The sequence below is a fragment of the Streptomyces sp. SID5464 genome (assembly GCF_009862985.1).
Classification (GTDB): Bacteria; Actinomycetota; Actinomycetes; order Streptomycetales; family Streptomycetaceae; genus Streptomyces; species Streptomyces chartreusis_D.
In genome coordinates, this window is record NZ_WWIQ01000076.1 from 194,855 (window position 1) to 212,792 (window position 17,938).

Below are 17,938 nucleotides of genomic sequence, written 5' to 3' on the forward strand. Positions count from 1 at the left end.
GCGGCGGACTGGGCAGCGGCAGGTTCCGACGGGGGTGTCTCGGACTGGGGGCCCGGCAGGCCGGGAGGTGGTTCGGCGGGAAGTGCCGCAGGCTGGGGATCGGACGGACCGGCGAGCGGTTTGACGGGGGGTCGGTCGGGTGGTGCGGGCGGTGGCCTGGTCGGGGACTCGGCGGGGAGCCCTGGGGGTTGGCGGTCGGGGGGTCCGGGTGGTGAGCCGGGGTGGGATTCGGTGGGAGGCGGTGCGGGTTGGCGGTCGGGGGGTCCGTCCGGTGGCGCGGGTGGCGACCGGGCGGGAGGCGGTGCGCGTCGGGGGTCGGGCGGTTCCTCCCGTGACCCGGGGGGCGGCTCTGGCGGTGTGCTGGGTGGGCTGATCAGCCGTGTGAAGGGCGCCGGCGGCAAGGCCGGGGCCAAGGGTGATCTCGTCACCGACATCACCGCCTCGCTCGTCGTCTTCCTCGTCGCTCTGCCGCTGTGCATCGGCGTCGCCGTCGCCTCCGGCGTGCCCGCCGAGCTCGGGATCATCTCCGGGGTGATCGGCGGTCTGGTCGTCGGCGCGGCACGCGGCAGTACCCTCCAGGTCAGCGGGCCGGCAGCCGGCCTCGCCGCGCTGGTCGCGGAGACCGTCGCCGAGGTCGGCGTGGCCATGCTCGGCGTGATCGTGCTGTTCGCCGGCCTCCTCCAGATCATCCTGGGACTGGTGCGGCTCGGCCGGATGTTCCAGGCCATCTCGGTCGCCGTCGTCCAGGGCATGCTGGCCGGCATCGGCGTGCCGCTGATGTTCAGCCAGGCCTACCCGATGGCCGACGCCAAGGCCCCGGGCACCGCGATCGAGAACATGGCCGGCATCCCCGGACTGCTGGCCGGCATCCTGACCGACCGACAGGCGATGATCGCCACCCTGCTCGGTGTCGTCACGATCGTGCTCAGCTTCGTGTGGAAGAAGGTGCCGGGCCCGGCCGGGAGGATCCCCGCCGCGCTGGTCGCCGTGGGCATCGGCATCGTGGTCGCCGCGCTGCCCGGCGTGGACGTCAAGACGCTCCAAGTCGGCAATCTGCTCGCGTCCGTGTCGCTGCCCGGGCCGGAGCAGTTCGCCGGGCTCGCGGACGGGGCGATCATCACCGCCATCCTCACCTTCACGGTCATCGCGTCCGCCGAGAGCCTGTTCACGGCCGCCGCGGTGGACCGTATGCACAGCGGCCCGCGCACCCGCTACAACACCGAGCTGATCGCCCAGGGCGCCGGGAACACCGTCGCAGGCATCCTCGGCGCGCTCCCCATCACCGCGGTCGTGGCCCGCAGTTCGGCCAACGTCCAGGCCGGGGCCAAGACCCGGCTCTCCCGCACCCTGCACGGCCTGTGGCTGCTCGCGTTCGCGCTGCTGCTGCCGCAGGTGCTCGCGCTGATCCCGATCTCGGTGCTCGCCGGTGTCCTCGTGCACAGCGGCTGGAAGCTGTTCGGGCCCGCCGAGTTCCCGAAGATGTGGCGCCAGGACAAGGGCGAGTTCGCGGTGATGACGCTGACCACACTGGTCATCGTGGTGACCGCGCTGCTGGAGGGCGTGCTGATCGGCCTCGCCGCGGGCATCGTGCTGGCGGCGCTGCGCATGTCGCAGACCGCGATCCGCCAGCACGTCGAGGACGACACGGCGAAGGTCGTCATGGCCGGCAACGCGACGTTCCTGCGGCTGCCGAAGGTGATCGAGGCGCTTGAGGCCGCCGCCGCGTCCGGGAAGCCGAGGATCCGGCTCGACCTGACCGGCGTGACCCACCTGGACCACGCCTGCCGCAACCAGGTCGAGGAGTTCACCGCCCAGCAGCGGGGACTGGGGCTGCGAGTGGAGCTGCTGATGCCGGGCGAGGCGAAGCCGACCGGTGACCGGGCCGCGGCGCCCGCGGGAGACGCCCAGGCACCGCTGCCCAAACGGCCTGTCACGGCCATGGCCGAGGAACCGTGGGGCGAACCGGTGAGGGAACCGTCCCCACCGTCCGCACCACCGTCCGCACCACCGTCCGCACCGGCCCCGCCCTCCCCCTGGCCCACCGCCGACGCCGAGTGGTTCTACCTCGACACCCGGCCCCTCCCGGACGACCAGCGGTCGAGCCCCGTGGGCTGACCCCGGCCCGGGGCCGGTGCCCCGGGTCCGTCTCGCCCCAACTCCTCCTCGTAGGCTGGATCACGGCCACCGGCGAAGGGAGCCTGCCATGCCAGGCTGGAGCACAGGGGACATCCCGGACCAGAGCGGCCGCGTCGCCGTCGTCACCGGCGCCAACAGCGGGATCGGGCTCGTCACGGCACGGGAACTGGCCCGCAAGGGCGCGCGGGTGGTGCTCGCGTGCCGCAGCGAGGCCCGGGGGAACGCGGCCGTGGACCGGCTCCGGGCGGAACTGCCCGAGGCCCGGGTCGAGCTGGGCCGGCTCGACCTCGGGGACCTGGCCTCCGTACGCGAGTTCGCGGCCGGGTTCCCGTACGAGCGGCTGGACGTGCTCGTCGACAACGCCGGGGTGATGGCGCTGCCGTACGGGACGACGGCGGACGGCTTCGAGACCCAGTTCGGGATCAACCACCTGGGGCACTTCGCCCTCACCGGCCTGCTGCTGCCCGCGCTGCTCGCGGCGCCGGGGGCCCGGGTCGTGGTCGTCTCCAGCGGGATGCACGCCCTCGCCAACATCGACATGAACGACCTCAACAGCGAGCACCGCTACCGGCGCTGGATCGCCTACGCCCGTTCCAAGACGGCCAACCTGCTGTTCACGCACGAGCTGGCGCGCCGGGCGGCGGCGCACGGCACGGGCCTGGTGGCGGCCGCGGCCCACCCCGGGTACGCGGCCACCAATCTCCAGACCACCGGGCCGCTCGCCGAGGGGCGCCGGGCCGCCGAGCGGCTCGTGCGGATCGCCAACCGGGTCGTCGCCCAGCCGGCCGAGGCGGGCGCGCTCCCGATCCTGTACGCGGCGACGGAACCCGGCGTACGGCCCGACTCCTTCACCGGCCCGCACATCGCGATGTGGCGCGGGGCCCCCGCACCGTCCTGGCGGGCGCCCTGGACCCTCGACGACGCGGCGGGGCAGCGACTGTGGGCCGCGTCCGAGGAGCTGACCGGCGTGACGTACGGCGCTTTGACGGCGTGACCCTCACAGGGACACGGCCACCGCGTTGAACGTCGTCTCCGGCGTCTGCGGGCTGGTGAAGCGGGCGTTGACCAGGTAGAGGCGGTTGCCGTGGCGGGCGGCCGTGGTGGGGACGTCGAAGCGGGGGTCGGTGATCGTCCTGGTCAGGCCGGCGGTGGTGGCCTTCCGGTCGAGGTCCCAGACCGTGATCTTGTTCAGGCGGTTCTGGACGACGTACAGCGTGCGGCCGAGGCGGACCAGGCCGTCGCCGCCCGCCACGTCCGGCGCGCCCCGCAGCGTGACCTCGGTGGCGTGGCCGGTCCTGAGGTCCACGCGGTACAGCCGACCCGCGTTGACGACGATCAGGCCGCGGCCGTCGGGTGTGGCGACCAGGCCGTTGGCGCTGTTGGTCCCGGCGGGCGCCTGCACCCACTCGCCGGTGAGCGGAAGGGAGCGGACCTCGCCCCGCCGGCCGCGCGGCACGCCGTGGAGGACGGCCGCACGGGAGTCGGTGAACCAGGCGCGGTCGCCGTGCAGCACGACGTCGTTGACGAACGGGGCGGCGTCCCGGGTGAGTCGGTAGGTGGTGAGCAGCTCGCCGGTGCGCGCGTCGACGATCCGCGCGGTGCCTCCGGCGCCGCCGGCCACGTACAGCAGGCCGTCCCGGTCCAGCTTCAGCCCGATGGACGCGAGACCGGCGGCACCCTCGTGCAGGACCCCGCCCTCGCCGGTGCGCAGGTCGGTGCGGTAGATCGCGCCGTCGGCGCGCGAGCCCATGTACGCGTACGGCCTGCCGCCTATGGTGATCCCCTCGGGGAGCCAGCCGTCGGGCAGCGGGAACTCGGTGGGCCAACGGGTCCCGGCGGCGGCCTGCCCCGTGCCGGTGCCGGCGGCCACCGCGAGCGCGGCGACGGCCCCGCCGAGCACGGTCCGCCGGGACGGCCGGGTGTGGTTCCGAGTCATGGTCGGGCCTTTCGTGGAAGGAAGGCGGTGAGGTGACTCGATGAAACGTGAACGACCCCGGCATGGCAGCCGAGTCGGTGAAGTCGACAGCAACTCGACAGCCGGGCACGGCAGTTGATCAGTAGACGATCGACACGATCCGGCCCACGGCCTCGGCGAGCCGCCGGTCGCCATCGACCCGGGCCCGGGTGAGAGCGGTGGCCGGTTCGACACCCCGGGTGCAGAGCTGCCAGGCGGTTTCCGTGTCCAGCTCCACGACGGCTGCCGCCGGCCGGGCGCCGGGGTCCTCCGCCAGGGACCAGCCCTCCGCCCCGGCGGTCACGCTCCAGGTGCCTCCTCCCGGGCCGGGGACCGTCACCTGCACCCGCGTGCCGGCCGGTGCGGCGGTGTCGCGCAGCGTGTGGGGCAGGGCCCGCATGAAGGTGTCCAGCACGATGGACAGGGCCCGCGGCGCGGGGTCGGTGCCCAGCCCGGCCGCGTGCCGGATCTGCTGGCGGTGCGTCCAGTACTCGGTGAACTCCCGGGCACAGTCCAGCCACATCGGCGCCGGGTCCGCCCCGGCCCAGGACACGCCCAGGGACGGCGCGTCGAGGTCGGCGTGTGCGAAGCGGCGGGCCAGTTCGGTGCCGGCCTCTTCCAGGGCGTCGACGAGCGAGGCCGGGTCCATGTCCCGGTGGCGGTCGACCCACTCCTGGTTCGAGCGGTGGATGAACGCCTCCAGGGTCTCGCCCGGCGCGAACGCGCCGAACTCGCGGCGGCCGAGGCGCGCGGAGCAGTCGCCGAGGACGTGCGCGGCGACGTCGTGCACGGTCCACCCGGGCACGGCGATCCGCGCCCACTGCGTCGGCCCCAGTCCCCGCAACAGCCCAAGCAGGGCGTCCAGTTCGGGACCGAACAGCGCGCGGGCGTCGATCGGGGGGCCCAGCCAGGAGAGCCCGGACCAGTCGTTCGGCTGCGTGACCATGTGCCCAGCCTGCCAGCAGCGGGTCCGCCAGGGGGCGTTTCGCGCTCAGGCCGTGGGGCCGCCTCCACCATCAGGTCCGCGCTCAGGCCGTGGAGCCGCCGTCCACCACCAGGTCCGTGCCCACCACCGATGCCGCGTCGTCGGAAGCCAGGTACAGCACGGCGGCCGCCGTCTCCTCGACCGTGGAGACCCGGCCGAGCGGGACCGCGGTCCTCATGCGCTCCGCGCGTCCGGCCTCCGTCTCGCCCGGCTGGAGCGACATGGGCGTGGCGGTGGCGCCGGGCGACACCGCGTTGATGCGGACACCGTCGGCGATGTGGTCCAGGGCGGCGCCGCGCGTGAGGACCGACACGGCCGCCTTGGTGGCGCCGTAGGCCGTGGTGCCGGGGATGCGGCCGTGGACGCCGATCCGGGAAGCGATGTTGACGATGGCGCCGCCGCCGGGCTGGGTGCGCATCTGGCGCACCTCGGCCTGGAGGGCGAGCAGGACGCCGGTGACGTTGATGTCGAGCATCCGGCGCCAGGCGTCCTCGGGGACGTCCGCGACGGGAGTTCCGGCGGCTTCCAGGACCCCGGCGTTGTTCACCGCCACGTCCAGCGAGCCGAAGCGGTCCACGGCGGCGTCGACCAGGGCCCGCACGTCGTCGGCGCGGGTGACGTCGGCGGTGACCGCGAGGGCCTTTCCGCCCGCCGCCTCGATCAGCGCCACGGTCTCGTCGAGCGGCTCCTGGCGCCGCCCGGCTACGACGACGTTCGCGCCCTCGGCGGCGAACGCGAGGGCGATACCGCGTCCGATGCCGGATCCGCCGCCGGTGACGAGGGTGGTCCTGCCGGTGAAACGGTGGGTCATGATCTTCTCTTTTCTTGACTGATCGGTTCAGTATGAGGGCGTGAAAAAGGCGCCCTCGCGGGCGCCCGGTTCTCAGTCGAGCAGTGCCAGGGCCCCTTCCGCGGCGTCCCGGACCCGGGCCGGATCCGCCGACGCCTTTCCGACGACCCGCAGCCCCTGCATCAGCACGAGCAGCATCCGGGCCAGGGTGCGCGGATCGCGGCCCTGGTCCAGCTCGCCCTGCGCCTGCGCGCGGAGCAGGGCCGAGTGCAGCAGGGTCTCCAGCTGGTCCCAGCTGTGCTCCACGCGGCGGCACGCGGCCGTGTCGTGGGGGGCCAGCTCGGTGGCCGTGTTGACGACGAAGCAGCCGGCCAGACGGCGTTCGTCGGCCGCGGATTCAGCGGCGAAACGGCGTACCACCGCCCGTACGGCGGGCAGGGCCGGCCCCGGTCGGGACAGCTCCCGCAGAAGCTGCGGGTCACAGGTCTGCTGGTAGCGGTCCAGCGCCTTCAGGTACAGCTCGTGCTTGTTGCCGAAGGTCGCGTAGAGGCTGGCGCGCCCGATGCCGAGGTGCTCGACGAGGTCGGACATCGAGGTCGCCTCGTAGCCGCGCCGCCAGAACAGCTCGAGGGCTGCCTGCAGCGCGGCGTCCGGATCGAACTCCTTGGTCCTGGCCACGAGGTGGAGCCTAGGCTTTTCTGGAACGTTCGGTCAAGTGATCCGTGGCCTCGCTCACTCGGCCGGGTGGGCCAGTTCCATGTCGTGGCCGTCGCGCCGAGCCCCTGGAACGCCCGGTACCAGGCCGGTTCGGTCATCGAGCCGGCGAAGGAGCTCGCCGCCGAACCCACCACGAAGATGCTGATGGCGATCGGGAAGTACGGCTTGCGGCCGTGCAGCTCCGACAGCTTGCCGTACAGGGGTGTGGTGATCGTCGAGTACCCGGCCGGAAACGGTCAGCGCGCAGGATCCCCGCCGGCATCCGTGGCCGGGCGGGGATCCTGCGCGCGATGGTCTGTCCGGACCGACCGTCAGGCGGTGCGGACCTTGTACACCGTCACCTGTACCGCCTCGTCGTCCAGGCACTGCCCGGACGCCAGGTCGAAGCGCTGCTTCAGCAGCGGGGAGGCGACGAACGGGCGGCCCCGGTGGGTGCCGGTCAGGCCGCGGGAGAGGACCGCCGCGCCGGTGAACGGGTCGCGGTTGTCGATGGCGAACAGCTCACCGGTGCGGTCCCGGAAGATCGCCGCCTGGCGGCCGTCCGGCAGCAGTGCGGCCACCCCCCGGCCCGGGAGCAGCATGCTCAGGTCGCAGACCGTGAACCAGTCGCCGTCCAGAGCGAGTTCGACCTTCAGATCGGTGGTCTCAGGTGCCAGGGTCATCGCTGGGCGCTTCCTTCCAGTACGTCTTCGGCGGGTCGCATGCCGATGGACAGCAGCGGCAGGTCGGGCTTCATCTGGTCGCGCTCGGGCACGAAGGCGACGACCGGGTCCGGGGTGTCCGGCGCGTTCACGAAGGAGACGAACCGGGCCAGCTTCTCGGGGTCGTTGATGGTCTCCGCCCATTCGTCGCGGTAGTGCGCGACGTGCGCCTGCATCAGCTTCTCCAGCTCGTCGCAGATGCCGAGCGAGTCGTGGACGACGACGTCCCGCACGTGGTCCAGGCCGCCGGGGATCCGCTCCAGCCAGGTCGAGGTGCGCTCCAGACGGTCGGCCGTGCGGATGTAGAACATCAGGAACCGGTCGATGAGCCGGACCAGTTCGGCGTCCGACAGGTCCTGCGCGAGCAGGTCCGCGTGGCGGGGCGTGGCGCCGCCGTTGCCGCCGACGTACAGGTTCCAGCCGTTGGCGGTGGCGATCACGCCGAAGTCCTTCGACTGGGCCTCGGCGCACTCGCGCTGGCAGCCGGAGACCGCGGACTTCAGCTTGTGGGGCGACCTGAGCCCCCGGTAGCGCAGCTCCAGGTCGATCGCCATGCGGACCGAGTCCTGGACGCCGTAGCGGCACCAGGTCTGGCCGACGCAGGACTTCACCGTGCGCAGCGACTTGCCGTAGGCGTGGCCGGACTCGAAGCCGGCGTCGACCAGGCGGGCCCAGATCAGGGGCAGTTGCTCCACGCGGGCGCCGAACATGTCGATCCGCTGACCACCGGTGATCTTCGTGTAGAGGCCGAAGTCGCGGGCGATCTCGCCGATCACGATCAGCTTCTCCGGGGCGATCTCACCGCCGGGGATGCGCGGGACGACCGAGTACGAGCCGTTCTTCTGGAGGTTGGCCAGGAAGTGGTCGTTGGTGTCCTGGAGGGCGGCCTGCTCACCGTCCAGGACGTAGCCGCTGGCGCCGATCGCCGGGGCGAGGGAGGCGATGATCGAGGCGACCGCCGGCTTGCAGACCTCGCAGCCGTCACCGCCCCTGGCCTCCTCGCGGCCGTGCCGGTCCAGCAGCTCCTGGTAGCTGTTGATGCGCAGGGCGAGGACGATCTCGTACAGCTCCTCGCGGGTCTGGGAGAAGCAGCCGCACAGGCCCTTGTCGACCTCGATGCCGCCGGCCTCCAGCTCCGCGTTGACGAGCTGACCGAGGACCTTGACGCAGGAGCCGCAGCCGGTGCCGGCCTTGGTGCACTTCTTCACCTCGGGCACGGTCGTGCACTGGTGGTCGGTGACCGCGCCGCGGATCGCGCCCTTGGAGACGTTGTGGCACGAGCAGATGATCGCGTCGTCGGGCAGCGCGGACGGGCCGAGCTGGGCCGGGGCGCCGGCGCCGGCGGGCAGGACGAGGGCCTCGGGCGCGACCGGCGGGACCGAGCCGGTGAACGCCTTCAGCGTGCCGTACGCCTCCGCGTCGCCGACCAGGATGCCGCCGAGCAGCGTGCCGTCGCGGCCGATGACCAGCTTCTTGTACAGGCCCGCGCGGGAGTCGGAGTAGACGACGTCCAGGCAGTCCTCGGCGGTGCCGTGCGCGTCGCCGAAGGACGCCACGTCCACGCCGAGCAGCTTCAGCTTGGTGGACAGGTCGGCGCCGGTGAAGGCGGCCTCGTCCGACGCGATCGTCGCGGCGGCCGTCTCGGCCTGCTCGTACCCGGGCGCGACCAGGCCGTAGACCCGGCCGTCGGCGGCCAGCGCGCACTCGCCGATCGCGAACACGTGCGGGTCGGAGACCGTACGGCACTGCTCGTCGACGCTGATGCCGCCGCGCTCGCCGACCGTCAGGCCGCAGTCGCGGGCCAGCTGGTCACGGGGGCGGACACCGGCGGAGAACACCACCATGTCGGTGGCGAGTTCGGAGCCGTCGGACAGCTTCATGCCGGTCACGGCGCCGTCCTCGCCGACGACGATCTCCTGCGTACCGACGCCCGTGTGGACGCTCAGGCCCATCTCCTCGATGGTGCGCAGCAGGGCGGCGCCGCCGCCCTCGTCGACCTGGACGGGCATCAGACGGGGCGCGAACTCCACGATGTGGGAGGTGAGTCCGAGACCCTTCAGCGCGCCCGCGGCCTCCAGACCGAGCAGACCGCCGCCGACCACGGCACCCGTCGTCGCCTTCTTGGCGTACTCCTCGATCGCGAGGAGGTCCTCGATCGTGCGGTAGACGAAGCAGCCCTCGGCGTCCTTGTTCGGGACCGGCGGCACGAACGGGTACGAGCCGGTGGCCAGGACGAGCACGTCGTAGTCGACGACGAGACCGGAACGGGCGGTCACCCGGCGCGCCTCGCGGTCGATCGTCTCCGCCGGGTCGCCGACGTGCAGCTCGATGCCGTGGTCCTCGATGAACCGCAGGTCCGTCATGGACAGGTCCTCGGGCGTCTTGCCCGAGAAGTACGAGGTGAGCTGGACGCGGTCGTAGGCCGGGCGCGGCTCCTCGCAGAGCACGACCACGCGGTGCGTGGCGGTCAGGCCGCGTTCGGCGAGCGCTTCGAGGAAGCGCTGGCCGACCATGCCGTGGCCGACGAGCACGATCGTGGGGGTGGCCCCCAGGCTGGCGGTCATTCAGGAGCCTCCATCGTTGGTAAGCAGGTGGAGCAGCGGGCCGCCGTCGGAGGGGAGCGGCTCTGCTCCCTCCCAGGCGCGGGCGAGCGCGCCGACGGTGCCGAGTTCGCCGACGAGGACCCCGCCGACCAGGCGGTCGTCGCGGACGACGACCTTGCGGTAGGTGCCGCGGGTGGCGTCGGTGAGCTGGACGACGTCGTCGCCCGGGAGCGCCTCCGTCTCGCCGAACGCGGCGAGGTCGAAGGGGCTGTCGTGCCCGTTCAGCGTGAGTCGCGTCAGGGAGCGGGTGCCGGTGTAGCGGGCGTCCGCGTCGCCGGCCAGCAGCTCCGCGAGCGCGTCGGCCTGTTCGAGTGCGGGAGCGGCGAGGCCGTAGAGGACGCCGTCGTGCTGGGCGCAGTCGCCGATGGCGTGGATGTAGGGGTCGGAGGTGCGCAGCTCGTCGTCGACGACGACGCCCTTGCGGACGTCGAGGCCGGCGGCCTGCGCGAGGCCCACCCGGGGGCGCACCCCACAGGCCACCACGACGAGGTCGGCGTCGAGCGCGTACCCGTCGGCCATCTCCACGGAGCGGACGGCGCCGCCGACGCAGCGCACGTCCCGTACGCGGCACTCGGTGTGCACCTCGACGCCCAGGTCGGTCAGGTGCCGCTTGACGAGCTTGGAGGCGGCCGGGTCGAGCTGGCGCTCCATCAGCCGCTCGGACTGCTGGGCCAGGACGACCTGGGCGCCGCGCAGGGCGAGCGCGCGGGCCGCGGAGACCCCGAGGAGCCCGCCGCCGATGACCACCGCCCGCGCCCCCGGCCGGACCGCCTTGGACAGGCCCAGGCAGTCGTCCATGGTCCGGAAGGCGTGGACGCCCTCGGGCAGCACGTGGTCGGGGGTGAACAGGCCGCGCAGGGGCGGCAGTACGGGGTTGGATCCGGTGGCGAGGACGAGCCGGTCGTATGCGATCACCGTGCCGTCGGCGCACTCGACGGTGCGCTCGTCGCGGTCGATGCCGACGACCCGGCCGCGCACGGCCTGCGCGGGCGCCGGCAGCGCGATCACCTCGGGGCTGTAACGCCCGGCCAGCACCTCGGCGAGCAGCACCCGGTTGTACGGCCGGTGCTCCTCCTCGCCGATCAGCAACGCGGGCGTGCCGAGCTCACCGAGCCGCCGGGCGAGCCGTACGCCCGCGAGGCCGGTGCCGATCACCACCACACGCTCATTCGAGGTCATGTCCTTGAGCGTGCGGTGCCGGTGTTTCCCGGCAGCATCACGACTGTTTCCCACGGGGAACGCTGCCCTCAGCAGAGGCGGGCCGTGGGTGTGAGGGTTCCTGGAGTGCGGTGACGGCGGGCTGTGAGGGAAGCGCCGCACGGCCGTCGCCCGCCCGTCGCATACGCTCCCGATCATGCCCGACATATCTCTGACCATGATCGCCGTGCTCTGCGTCGCGGCTCTCGCCGCCGGGTGGATCGACGCCGTGGTCGGTGGCGGCGGGCTCCTGCTGCTGCCGGTGCTGCTGCTCGGGCTGCCGTCGCACACGCCCGCCGCGCACGCCCTGGGCACCAACAAGGCGGTCGCCATCGTGGGCACGACGGGCGCGGCGGTCACCTACGCCCGCAAGACCCCGGTGGACGTCCGGACGGCGGTGCGCATCGGACTGGCCGCGCTCGCCGGATCGTCCGCCGGGGCCTTCTTCGCGGCCGGGATGAGCACCGACGTCCTCAAGCCGGTGATCATGGTGGTGCTGCTCGGGGTCGCCGCGTTCGTGATCCTGCGGCCCGCCTTCGGCACGGCCCCCGCGACCGGCCCGGTCACCCGGCGCCGGATCCTCGCGGCGATCGGCCTCGCCGGCCTCGGCATCGGCTTCTACGACGGTCTCATCGGCCCCGGCACCGGCACCTTCCTGGTCCTCGCCCTCACCGCCGTGCTCCACCTGGACCTCGTCAGCGCCTCGGCCACCGCCAAGATCGTCAACTGCTGCACCAACGCGGGCGCCCTCGCCACCTTCGCCTGGCAGGGCGCGGTCCTGTGGCAACTGGCCGCCCTGATGGCCGTGTTCAACCTGGCGGGCGGCACCCTGGGCGCCCACACCGCCCTGAAGCAGGGCAGCGGTTTCGTGCGGATCGTGCTGCTGACGGTGGTGTTCGCCCTGGTGGGGAACCTGGCGTACGAGCAGTGGGTTGCTTAAGACCGACCGGCAAATGGATCACTTGAGACGGCGTGTGGTGGGGCGGCCGTCCCACCGGTAGCGCGTGGTGGCGTGGCGGATCACCATGCGGAGCGTGACGAGTGCGGCGGCCAGGTAGAGGCAGGACCCCACGACAGCGCCGTTCCTGTCGGTACAGCGCCGCAGCTTGCCGTAGCCGTTCATCCATGAGTGTGGCCGTTCCACGGCCCACCGCTTGCCGACCTGGATCGGCACGGGCACTCCCTTGCGGGCGACCTCGCCGGTGAAGCCCAACTCGTGGCAGATCACGGGACTTGGTGTTGTCGTAGCCACCGTCGAGGTTGACGTTCACGCCCTCGGGCAGGGGGCCGATCTGCCCGATGGCGGCTTCGAGGGTCGGCCCGAGGAGAGGCGAGTCGTGGCGGCTTGCCCCGGCGGCGACCAGGCCGAGCGGGATGCCGTGGGCCTCGGTAGCGATAGAGCGCTTCAGGCCCTGTTTCTCGCGGTCGACCGGGGAACGGTCCGCACCTTCGCCGCCGCACGGGGCCTTGGTGATGCAGCCGTTGACGGATATCTCGGACAGCTCCAGACCGATCATGCGGTCGTAGGCTTGGAGCGCGAGAGCGTGGACGGCCTCGGAGATGCCTTGTTTCGCCCACTCATCGAGTCTTCGACGGATGGTGCGGTCCGAGTATCCGGGGCTGGAAAGACGCTCGTAGCCCGAGCCGTGGACCAGCGCGAGGACCACATGCTCGAACACGGTCCGGTCGGGGACCCTACGGCGGTGGCGGCCGAGCGGGTGGTTCAGAGTGACCTCCGGTCGTGTGGGCAGGAGTTCGGCCCATGGGTCCCAGAGGGGTTCGAACGGCAAGACGGCACCGCGGGCACGGCTGTCCTTCGTGATCATTGAGAAGCGATTCCCAACCGAGGGACACGGCTGACCCTCGAACTTTCGTGTACATCAGGCTCGGCGGTGCCTGGGTAGCTCAGACTTCGGTGGATGGTGCGTCAGGAGTGGTCTCTTGGTCTTGGCGTTCGGGGTCGGCTCGGCGCGGCAGCAGGAGGCAGAGCGGCACCGCTGCGGCGGTGAACACGGCGGCCCACCAGAAGGCGTCGCCGAATCCCGAGGCCAGCGCGGCCCGGGTGTGGGTGCCGGCGGTGGCGTGCTGCAGGATCATGACGAGGATCGCGGTGCCGATGGAGCCACCGATCTGCTGGGCGACGCGGCTGATGCTGGCGGCAGCCGGGATCTCCTGGCGTCGCAGTCCGACGAAAGCGCCGCCCATCAGGGCGATCATGGCCGCGCCCAGCCCGAGGCCGCGGACGAACAGCACGGCCATCAGCATGGAGTTGTCCATGGTGGCAGTGACGAAGCCGAACGGCATGGTGGCTGCGAAGGTGACGGCGAAGGCGATGACGGCGACCGGGCGCGCCCCGATGCGGTCCATGTACTTGCCGGCCAGCGAACGGGACAACAAGGTGCCCACACCCTGCGGGATGAGCAGGATCGCGGCGCCCAGAGCGGATTCTCCCCGGACCTGCTGCCAGTACAGCGGCATGAGCAGCATGGCCCCGTAGAGGGCGGCTCCGGCCAGTAGCAGCAGCGCCGTGGACGAGGCCAGGGCCCGGTGGCGGAGCAGGCGGATGTCGAGCAGGGCGTCGGCTCCGCGCCGAAGGGCCCAGGCGAGGTAGCCGGTGAGCAGGACGACTCCGGCGAGCAGGGGCAGCCCGGCCCTGATGCCGATGAACGAGTCGGGTCCGCCGAGCTGCGTCAGGCCGTAGATGACGGCGGCGATGCCGGGTGAGAGCAGGAGCGTGCCCACGAGGTCCAGGCGGGGGGTGGTCCCGGGGCGAGGCCCGTCTTCGGGCAGGTTGCGCCAGGCCAGGTAGGCGCCGACGAGGCAGAAGGGGATGTTGAACAGGAAGATCCAGCGCCAGTCGCCCAGGTGCAGGATGACGCCGCCGATCACCGGGCCGACGACCGGGCCCAGGGCGGTGGGCACGGTGATCAGCGACATGACCTTGCCGATGTTGCGGCCCCCGGCGGCCTGCATGGCCAGCGTGGCCATCAGCACCATCATGATGCCGCCGCCGATGCCCTGGAGAACGCGGAATGCGATCAGGCTCGGGGCGTTCCACGCCGCGGCGCACAGCATCGATCCGGCGAGGAACAGGCCCAGGGCGAGGATCCACAGCCGCTTGCCGCCCAGGACCGACTGGGCCCAGCCGACGGTCGGCATCGTGGCGGACAGGGCCAGCAGGTAGGCGGTGGTCACCCACTGGATGGTGGCGAGCGAGGTGTGCAGTTGCCCGACGAGGCTGTCGATGGCGACGCTCATGATCGTGGTGTCGAAGATGACGGCGAGCGCGCCGACGATCAACGTGTAGGTCAGGCGCCGCAAGGCCGGGTCGACCCGGTCGGAACCGGGGACGGGTGGTGACTGGGTACCGCTGGCTTTCATGGACGCCCTCCTTAAGATAATGCGCTCTATCTTATGGAGCTCAGGCTACGGCGCTACCCTAAGATAGGCAAATCTATCTAATTGGAGGAGTGGCGATGCCCGAACGGCGCCGCGGAGCGGCCCTGGAGAATGCCCTGCTGGACGCGGCCTGGGACGAGCTCACGGCCACCGGCTACGCCAGGTTCACCATGGACGCCGTCGTCAAACGCGCCGGCACCAGCCCCCCGGTCCTCTACCGCCGCTGGCCCGACCGCGACGCACTCGTCCGGGCGACCCTCGTCCACATCCTGCACAAGAACGTCCTGGCCGTTCCCGACACCGGAAGCCTCCGCGAGGACGTCCTGACCCTCATGCGGAAGATCAACGCCACCCGCGTCCAGCTCGTCACCGTCATGAGCGTGTACCTGGCCGACTACCACCAGGCGACCGGGACCAGCCCCAGCGAACTGCTCGATCCCTCCGAGACCGGACGGGGGCAAGCCATCGACACGATCTACAACCGTGCCGTCGACCGCGGGGAAGTCAAGGCGGAGCACCTCACCGAACGCATCAAGACCCTGCCGTTCGACCTGCTTCGCCACGAGCTCCTGACCACCTTCGCCGCCGTACCCGACCAGGTTCTCGAAGAGATCGTCGACACGCTCTTCCTCCCCCTGGTGCGTTGACAAGCGAGGGCTTCCGAGCGTAGAGCTCCATGACCGCGGGGACCCATGCCCGTTCTGCCGTCCGGGCCACCTCCGCAGCGCCTATTGCCGGTCGGTCTGAGTCCCTCCGAGCAGGTCCCACCATGACTCGAACCAGCCCCGGGTCTCCGCCACCCGGTCCTCGGGCAGCGGGTGCAGCGGGTTCGGACTCGGCCCGGGCACGTGGAAGTAGGACGCGAGCACGGTCCGTTCGTTGATCAGATACACCTCCGTGGGGGCTGGGACGTGGACGTCCGGAGCTCGAACTCCACCTCGCTGTGGTCGCGCCTCGCCGTGTCCTCCAACAGGTGCCGAAGTTCCTCGATGTCAGGGCTGCCCCCGTCGCCGCCCATGCACAGCACACGCACGCGGATCGAGGCAGGCGGCACGCCGCCCTCGGCGACCCTGAAGGCATCCTGGACGAGCTGGCCCAGCGACCCACGGAGTAGGCCCGGCCTGGTCCATCGTTCTTCTCCCCGCGGCGGCCGCAGGACGCGGGTTCCGCTGCCCTGCCGGGACTGGATGTACCCCTCGTCGGCCAGCTTCCTGAGCGCACGCTGCACCGTGTCGCGCGCAACGCCGAATTCCTTGGCCGTTTCGCGTTGGGGCGGAAGCCGTGACCCGGGTGGGAAAATGCCGCCGGCGATCTGGTCCAGCAGGATGCGCATGACGCGGTCGACCTCGAGGCTCGCACCTTCCCGCCGACTTTCCTCGTCCAAGGAGCCCACCTAGTTGTCTCGGGCCAGCGAAGAAACCGGACTACACGCCCGCAGACCTCAGTGTGACCCCTCCTTCTTCAGCAGTTCGATCATCCCCGTCCCGTCCTCGTCCCCGTGCCCCTGGGCCACCCGCTTCTCCATCAGCTCCAGGTACGGCGTCAGCAGCTCGGGGCTGACGTGCTGTTCCTCGGCCGTGCGCAGGAACGTGGGGATGCCCGCCGCCTGCATCGCGAGGTTGGAGACGACGCCCTTGGTGTAGTCGCCGCTCTCCAGCTGGTCGGCGGTCTGGTGGACGGCCGGGGCCATCGCGGTGAGCCAGCCGAAGAGCAGCGGCGCGAAGTCCTTCGGGGCGATGTCCTCCGGGCGGATCAGCGCGAAGGCGTGCATGACGCCCGCGAACATGCCGTTCATCGCGCTCAGCAACGCCACGTCGTGCAGCGCGGCGAAGCCCGGGTCGGCCCCGACGTACCGGGTGCCGGCCGGGACGGCGAGGGTGTCGCGGTGCTCGGCGAACAGCTCGGGGGAGCCGCTGTAGAAGACGTATCCGCCGGACTCCGGGACCCCGATCATCGGCGGGACGGCCATGATCCCGCCGTCCAGGAAGCGGGCGCCGCGCGCTTCGGCCCAGGCGGCGCGCGCACGGCCCTGGCCCGGGGTGCCGGTGGTCAGGTTCACCAGGTCCCGGCCGGTGAGGTCGGCCCCGTCGAGGGCCTCGCCCACGGAGGCGTCGTCGAGCAGACACGCGACCACGAGCCGGTTCGCGGCCACCGCCTCAGCGGCGGTCCGGGCAACGGTGGCGCCTTCGGCGGCGAGGGCCTCGGCGCGGGAGGCCGTGCGGTTCCAGACGGTCACCGGGTGTCCTGCGGCGAGCCAGGCGCGTGCCAGGGCGGTGCCCATGTCGCCGGTGCCGAGGAGGGTGAGAGGGGTGCGGGAATCAACTGGGTTGTCGGTCATGGCGTTTAGGCTCGTCCCAGGGGTGCGACCGCTCAAGTACGTACTTCGAAGTGGGCGGTTACCCCGGGGGAAGCGTGCAGGCAGCGGAAGGGGAGGGCTCGGGGATGGGGACGAGGGGGCGGCGGCCGGGGTCGTACGTCTGCGGGATCGACGCGGCGATGGACGTGATCGGCGGCAAGTGGAAGGTGCTGATCCTCTGGGCGCTGCACGAGCGGCCCTGCCGCTTCGGCGAGCTGCGCCGCGAGCTGCCGGGGATCACCGAGAAGGTGCTGGCCTCGCACCTGCGGGAGATGGAGGCCGACGGCCTGGTGCACCGCGAGGCGTACGACGAGGTGCCGCCCCGGGTGGAGTACTCGCTGACCCCCCGGGGCGTCTCCCTGAACGAGGCACTGGAACCGCTGGGGGCCTGGGGGAAGGCCAACGTGCTGGGAGGGTCACCGGCTGCCGGTCAGATGCGCGAAGACGACGACGTTCCCCTGGTACCCGGAGCCGCGTGAGTAGCCGCCGCCGCAGGTGATGACCCGCAGCTCGGGGCGGCGGGCGGCGCCGTAGACCTTCTCGTCGGGGAAGTCCTTCGCCGCGTACGCCTCGACGGCGTCCACGGTGAACACCGCGACGCCGCCGTCCCGCCGGTCCACCTCGATCGTGGCGCCCTTGGCCAGGGCGCCGAGGTCGTAGAAGACCGCGGGGCCGTCGGCGTTGTCGACGTGGCCTGCGACGATGGCGGTGCCCTGTTCGCCGGGCGTGGTGCCGGCCTCGTACCAGCCGGCGAGGTTCCTCCGCGCGGCGGGCGGTACGTCGAGGCTGCCGGTCCTCGTCAGGCCCAGCCCGGTCAGGGGCGCGTTCACCCGGATCGCCGGGATGCGGATGCGGTCGGGCGGCGAGGGCGGCAGCGCGGGCACGGCGGGCCGCTCACCGGCCCGGCCGTCCTGCCCGTCCTGCCCGGCTCGGGCCTGCGCGGCGGAGGGCTGCGGCGGGGCGTGCGTCTCGGCGCCGTTGCGCAGCAGCCACGCCCCGGAGCACAGGGCGAACACCGTGACGGCCGCCATGGCGGCGTTGGCCGGGTTGCCGGACCTGGTGCCGTACCTGGGGAACCTGCGCATGGCCGACCCTTTCCT

Annotated in this window: 17 protein-coding genes and 2 pseudogenes; 5 read left to right on the forward strand and 14 right to left on the reverse strand. The window is 72.0% G+C overall.

The genetic code is table 11. The features are described 5' to 3' along the window. Positions 1-381: 381 nt before the first annotated feature. Together GTY47_RS38305 and GTY47_RS38310 are read left to right on the forward strand one after the other, a co-directional pair. Entirely contained in the window at positions 382-2,115 is a 1,734-nt protein-coding gene (locus tag GTY47_RS38305) for a SulP family inorganic anion transporter (RefSeq protein WP_231911181.1), read from the forward strand. 88 nt (positions 2,116-2,203) lie between these two features. Continuing rightward, positions 2,204-3,130: an oxidoreductase gene (locus GTY47_RS38310; protein ID WP_010042195.1), complete on the forward strand. Its 927-nt coding sequence runs from the start codon at positions 2,204-2,206 to the stop codon at positions 3,128-3,130. Between the two features lie 3 nt (positions 3,131-3,133). On the opposite strand, the gene GTY47_RS38315 is transcribed toward GTY47_RS38310, so the two are convergent. From GTY47_RS38315 to GTY47_RS38350, 8 genes and pseudogenes are all read right to left on the reverse strand, one after another. Then, a complete protein-coding gene (locus GTY47_RS38315) occupies positions 3,134-4,072 on the reverse strand; it encodes a superoxide dismutase (protein ID WP_010042197.1) in 939 nt (312 codons plus the stop codon). Positions 4,073-4,190: 118 nt separating this feature from the next. Next, positions 4,191-5,036: a maleylpyruvate isomerase family mycothiol-dependent enzyme gene (locus tag GTY47_RS38320; protein ID WP_010042199.1), complete on the reverse strand. Its 846-nt coding sequence runs from the start codon at positions 5,034-5,036 to the stop codon at positions 4,191-4,193. 82 nt (positions 5,037-5,118) lie between these two features. After that, positions 5,119-5,886 (reverse strand): glucose 1-dehydrogenase, encoded by a 768-nt coding sequence (locus GTY47_RS38325; protein WP_010042201.1) that lies wholly within the window; start codon positions 5,884-5,886, stop codon positions 5,119-5,121. 72 nt (positions 5,887-5,958) lie between these two features. Further along, on the reverse strand, positions 5,959-6,543 hold the full coding sequence (locus tag GTY47_RS38330; protein WP_010042203.1) for a TetR/AcrR family transcriptional regulator: 585 nt from the start codon (positions 6,541-6,543) through the stop codon (positions 5,959-5,961). Between the two features lie 92 nt (positions 6,544-6,635). Beyond that, a pseudogene (locus tag GTY47_RS41505) lies at positions 6,636-6,800 on the reverse strand (MFS transporter); the annotation flags it as partial. A 93-nt stretch (positions 6,801-6,893) separates the two neighbouring features. Then, on the reverse strand, positions 6,894-7,244 hold the full coding sequence (nirD, locus tag GTY47_RS38340; RefSeq protein ID WP_010042206.1) for a nitrite reductase small subunit NirD: 351 nt from the start codon (positions 7,242-7,244) through the stop codon (positions 6,894-6,896). Continuing rightward, positions 7,241-9,847 carry a nitrite reductase large subunit NirB gene (gene nirB / locus GTY47_RS38345; RefSeq protein ID WP_010042208.1) on the reverse strand — a complete coding sequence of 869 codons (2,607 nt, stop codon included), beginning with the start codon at positions 9,845-9,847 and terminating at the stop codon, positions 7,241-7,243. Before nirB ends, nirD begins: the two co-directional genes overlap by 4 nt. Further along, positions 9,848-11,065 (reverse strand): FAD-dependent oxidoreductase, encoded by a 1,218-nt coding sequence (locus tag GTY47_RS38350; RefSeq protein ID WP_040903442.1) that lies wholly within the window; start codon positions 11,063-11,065, stop codon positions 9,848-9,850. It abuts the gene before it with no gap. Between the two features lie 175 nt (positions 11,066-11,240). Here GTY47_RS38350 and GTY47_RS38355 point away from each other — a divergent pair, with 175 nt between their 5' ends. Beyond that, a complete protein-coding gene (locus GTY47_RS38355) occupies positions 11,241-12,023 on the forward strand; it encodes a sulfite exporter TauE/SafE family protein (RefSeq protein ID WP_029181340.1) in 783 nt (260 codons plus the stop codon). Between the two features lie 18 nt (positions 12,024-12,041). Here the strand turns inward: GTY47_RS38355 and GTY47_RS38360 are convergent. Both GTY47_RS38360 and GTY47_RS38365 read right to left on the reverse strand, forming a co-directional pair. Next, a pseudogene (locus GTY47_RS38360) lies at positions 12,042-12,890 on the reverse strand (IS5 family transposase). 98 nt (positions 12,891-12,988) lie between these two features. Then, positions 12,989-14,464 carry an MDR family MFS transporter gene (locus GTY47_RS38365; protein WP_010042214.1) on the reverse strand — a complete coding sequence of 492 codons (1,476 nt, stop codon included), beginning with the start codon at positions 14,462-14,464 and terminating at the stop codon, positions 12,989-12,991. Between the two features lie 95 nt (positions 14,465-14,559). Here GTY47_RS38365 and GTY47_RS38370 point away from each other — a divergent pair, with 95 nt between their 5' ends. Beyond that, on the forward strand, positions 14,560-15,129 hold the full coding sequence (locus GTY47_RS38370) for a TetR/AcrR family transcriptional regulator (protein WP_010042215.1): 570 nt from the start codon (positions 14,560-14,562) through the stop codon (positions 15,127-15,129). Between the two features lie 81 nt (positions 15,130-15,210). Here GTY47_RS38370 and GTY47_RS38375 read toward each other — a convergent pair whose 3' ends face one another. The 3 genes from GTY47_RS38375 to GTY47_RS38385 are packed head-to-tail and all read right to left on the reverse strand — an operon-like array spanning position 15,211 to position 16,820. Beyond that, positions 15,211-15,375: a hypothetical protein gene (locus GTY47_RS38375; protein WP_158688422.1), complete on the reverse strand. Its 165-nt coding sequence runs from the start codon at positions 15,373-15,375 to the stop codon at positions 15,211-15,213. Then, a complete protein-coding gene (locus GTY47_RS38380; protein ID WP_231911182.1) occupies positions 15,366-15,866 on the reverse strand; it encodes a GntR family transcriptional regulator in 501 nt (166 codons plus the stop codon). The genes GTY47_RS38375 and GTY47_RS38380 overlap by 10 nt, the downstream gene beginning before the upstream one ends. A 57-nt stretch (positions 15,867-15,923) precedes the next feature. Beyond that, complete coding sequence (locus GTY47_RS38385; RefSeq protein ID WP_010042217.1) at positions 15,924-16,820, reverse strand: NAD(P)-binding domain-containing protein; 897 nt, start codon at positions 16,818-16,820, stop codon at positions 15,924-15,926. A 104-nt stretch (positions 16,821-16,924) separates the two neighbouring features. Between GTY47_RS38385 and GTY47_RS38390 the strand changes: the two genes are divergently transcribed. Further along, on the forward strand, positions 16,925-17,317 hold the full coding sequence (locus GTY47_RS38390; protein ID WP_010042219.1) for a helix-turn-helix domain-containing protein: 393 nt from the start codon (positions 16,925-16,927) through the stop codon (positions 17,315-17,317). Here the strand turns inward: GTY47_RS38390 and GTY47_RS38395 are convergent. Beyond that, entirely contained in the window at positions 17,255-17,923 is a 669-nt protein-coding gene (locus tag GTY47_RS38395) for a class F sortase (protein ID WP_010042220.1), read from the reverse strand. The two genes, GTY47_RS38390 and GTY47_RS38395, sit on opposite strands and share 63 nt — an antisense overlap. Positions 17,924-17,938: the final 15 nt, after the last annotated feature.

Coding starts and splice junctions, on each gene's coding strand:
- GTY47_RS38310 (WP_010042195.1), top strand. CDS start 2,204: ATGCCAGGCTGGAGCACAGGGGACATCCCGGACCAGAGCGGCCGCGTC.
- GTY47_RS38315 (WP_010042197.1), bottom strand. CDS start 4,072: ATGACTCGGAACCACACCCGGCCGTCCCGGCGGACCGTGCTCGGCGGG.
- GTY47_RS38320 (WP_010042199.1), bottom strand. CDS start 5,036: ATGGTCACGCAGCCGAACGACTGGTCCGGGCTCTCCTGGCTGGGCCCC.
- GTY47_RS38325 (WP_010042201.1), bottom strand. CDS start 5,886: ATGACCCACCGTTTCACCGGCAGGACCACCCTCGTCACCGGCGGCGGA.
- nirD (WP_010042206.1), bottom strand. CDS start 7,244: ATGACCCTGGCACCTGAGACCACCGATCTGAAGGTCGAACTCGCTCTG.
- nirB (WP_010042208.1), bottom strand. CDS start 9,847: ATGACCGCCAGCCTGGGGGCCACCCCCACGATCGTGCTCGTCGGCCAC.
- GTY47_RS38350 (WP_040903442.1), bottom strand. CDS start 11,065: ATGACCTCGAATGAGCGTGTGGTGGTGATCGGCACCGGCCTCGCGGGC.
- GTY47_RS38355 (WP_029181340.1), top strand. CDS start 11,241: ATGCCCGACATATCTCTGACCATGATCGCCGTGCTCTGCGTCGCGGCT.
- GTY47_RS38365 (WP_010042214.1), bottom strand. CDS start 14,464: ATGAAAGCCAGCGGTACCCAGTCACCACCCGTCCCCGGTTCCGACCGG.
- GTY47_RS38370 (WP_010042215.1), top strand. CDS start 14,560: ATGCCCGAACGGCGCCGCGGAGCGGCCCTGGAGAATGCCCTGCTGGAC.
- GTY47_RS38385 (WP_010042217.1), bottom strand. CDS start 16,820: ATGACCGACAACCCAGTTGATTCCCGCACCCCTCTCACCCTCCTCGGC.
- GTY47_RS38390 (WP_010042219.1), top strand. CDS start 16,925: ATGGGGACGAGGGGGCGGCGGCCGGGGTCGTACGTCTGCGGGATCGAC.
- GTY47_RS38395 (WP_010042220.1), bottom strand. CDS start 17,923: ATGCGCAGGTTCCCCAGGTACGGCACCAGGTCCGGCAACCCGGCCAAC.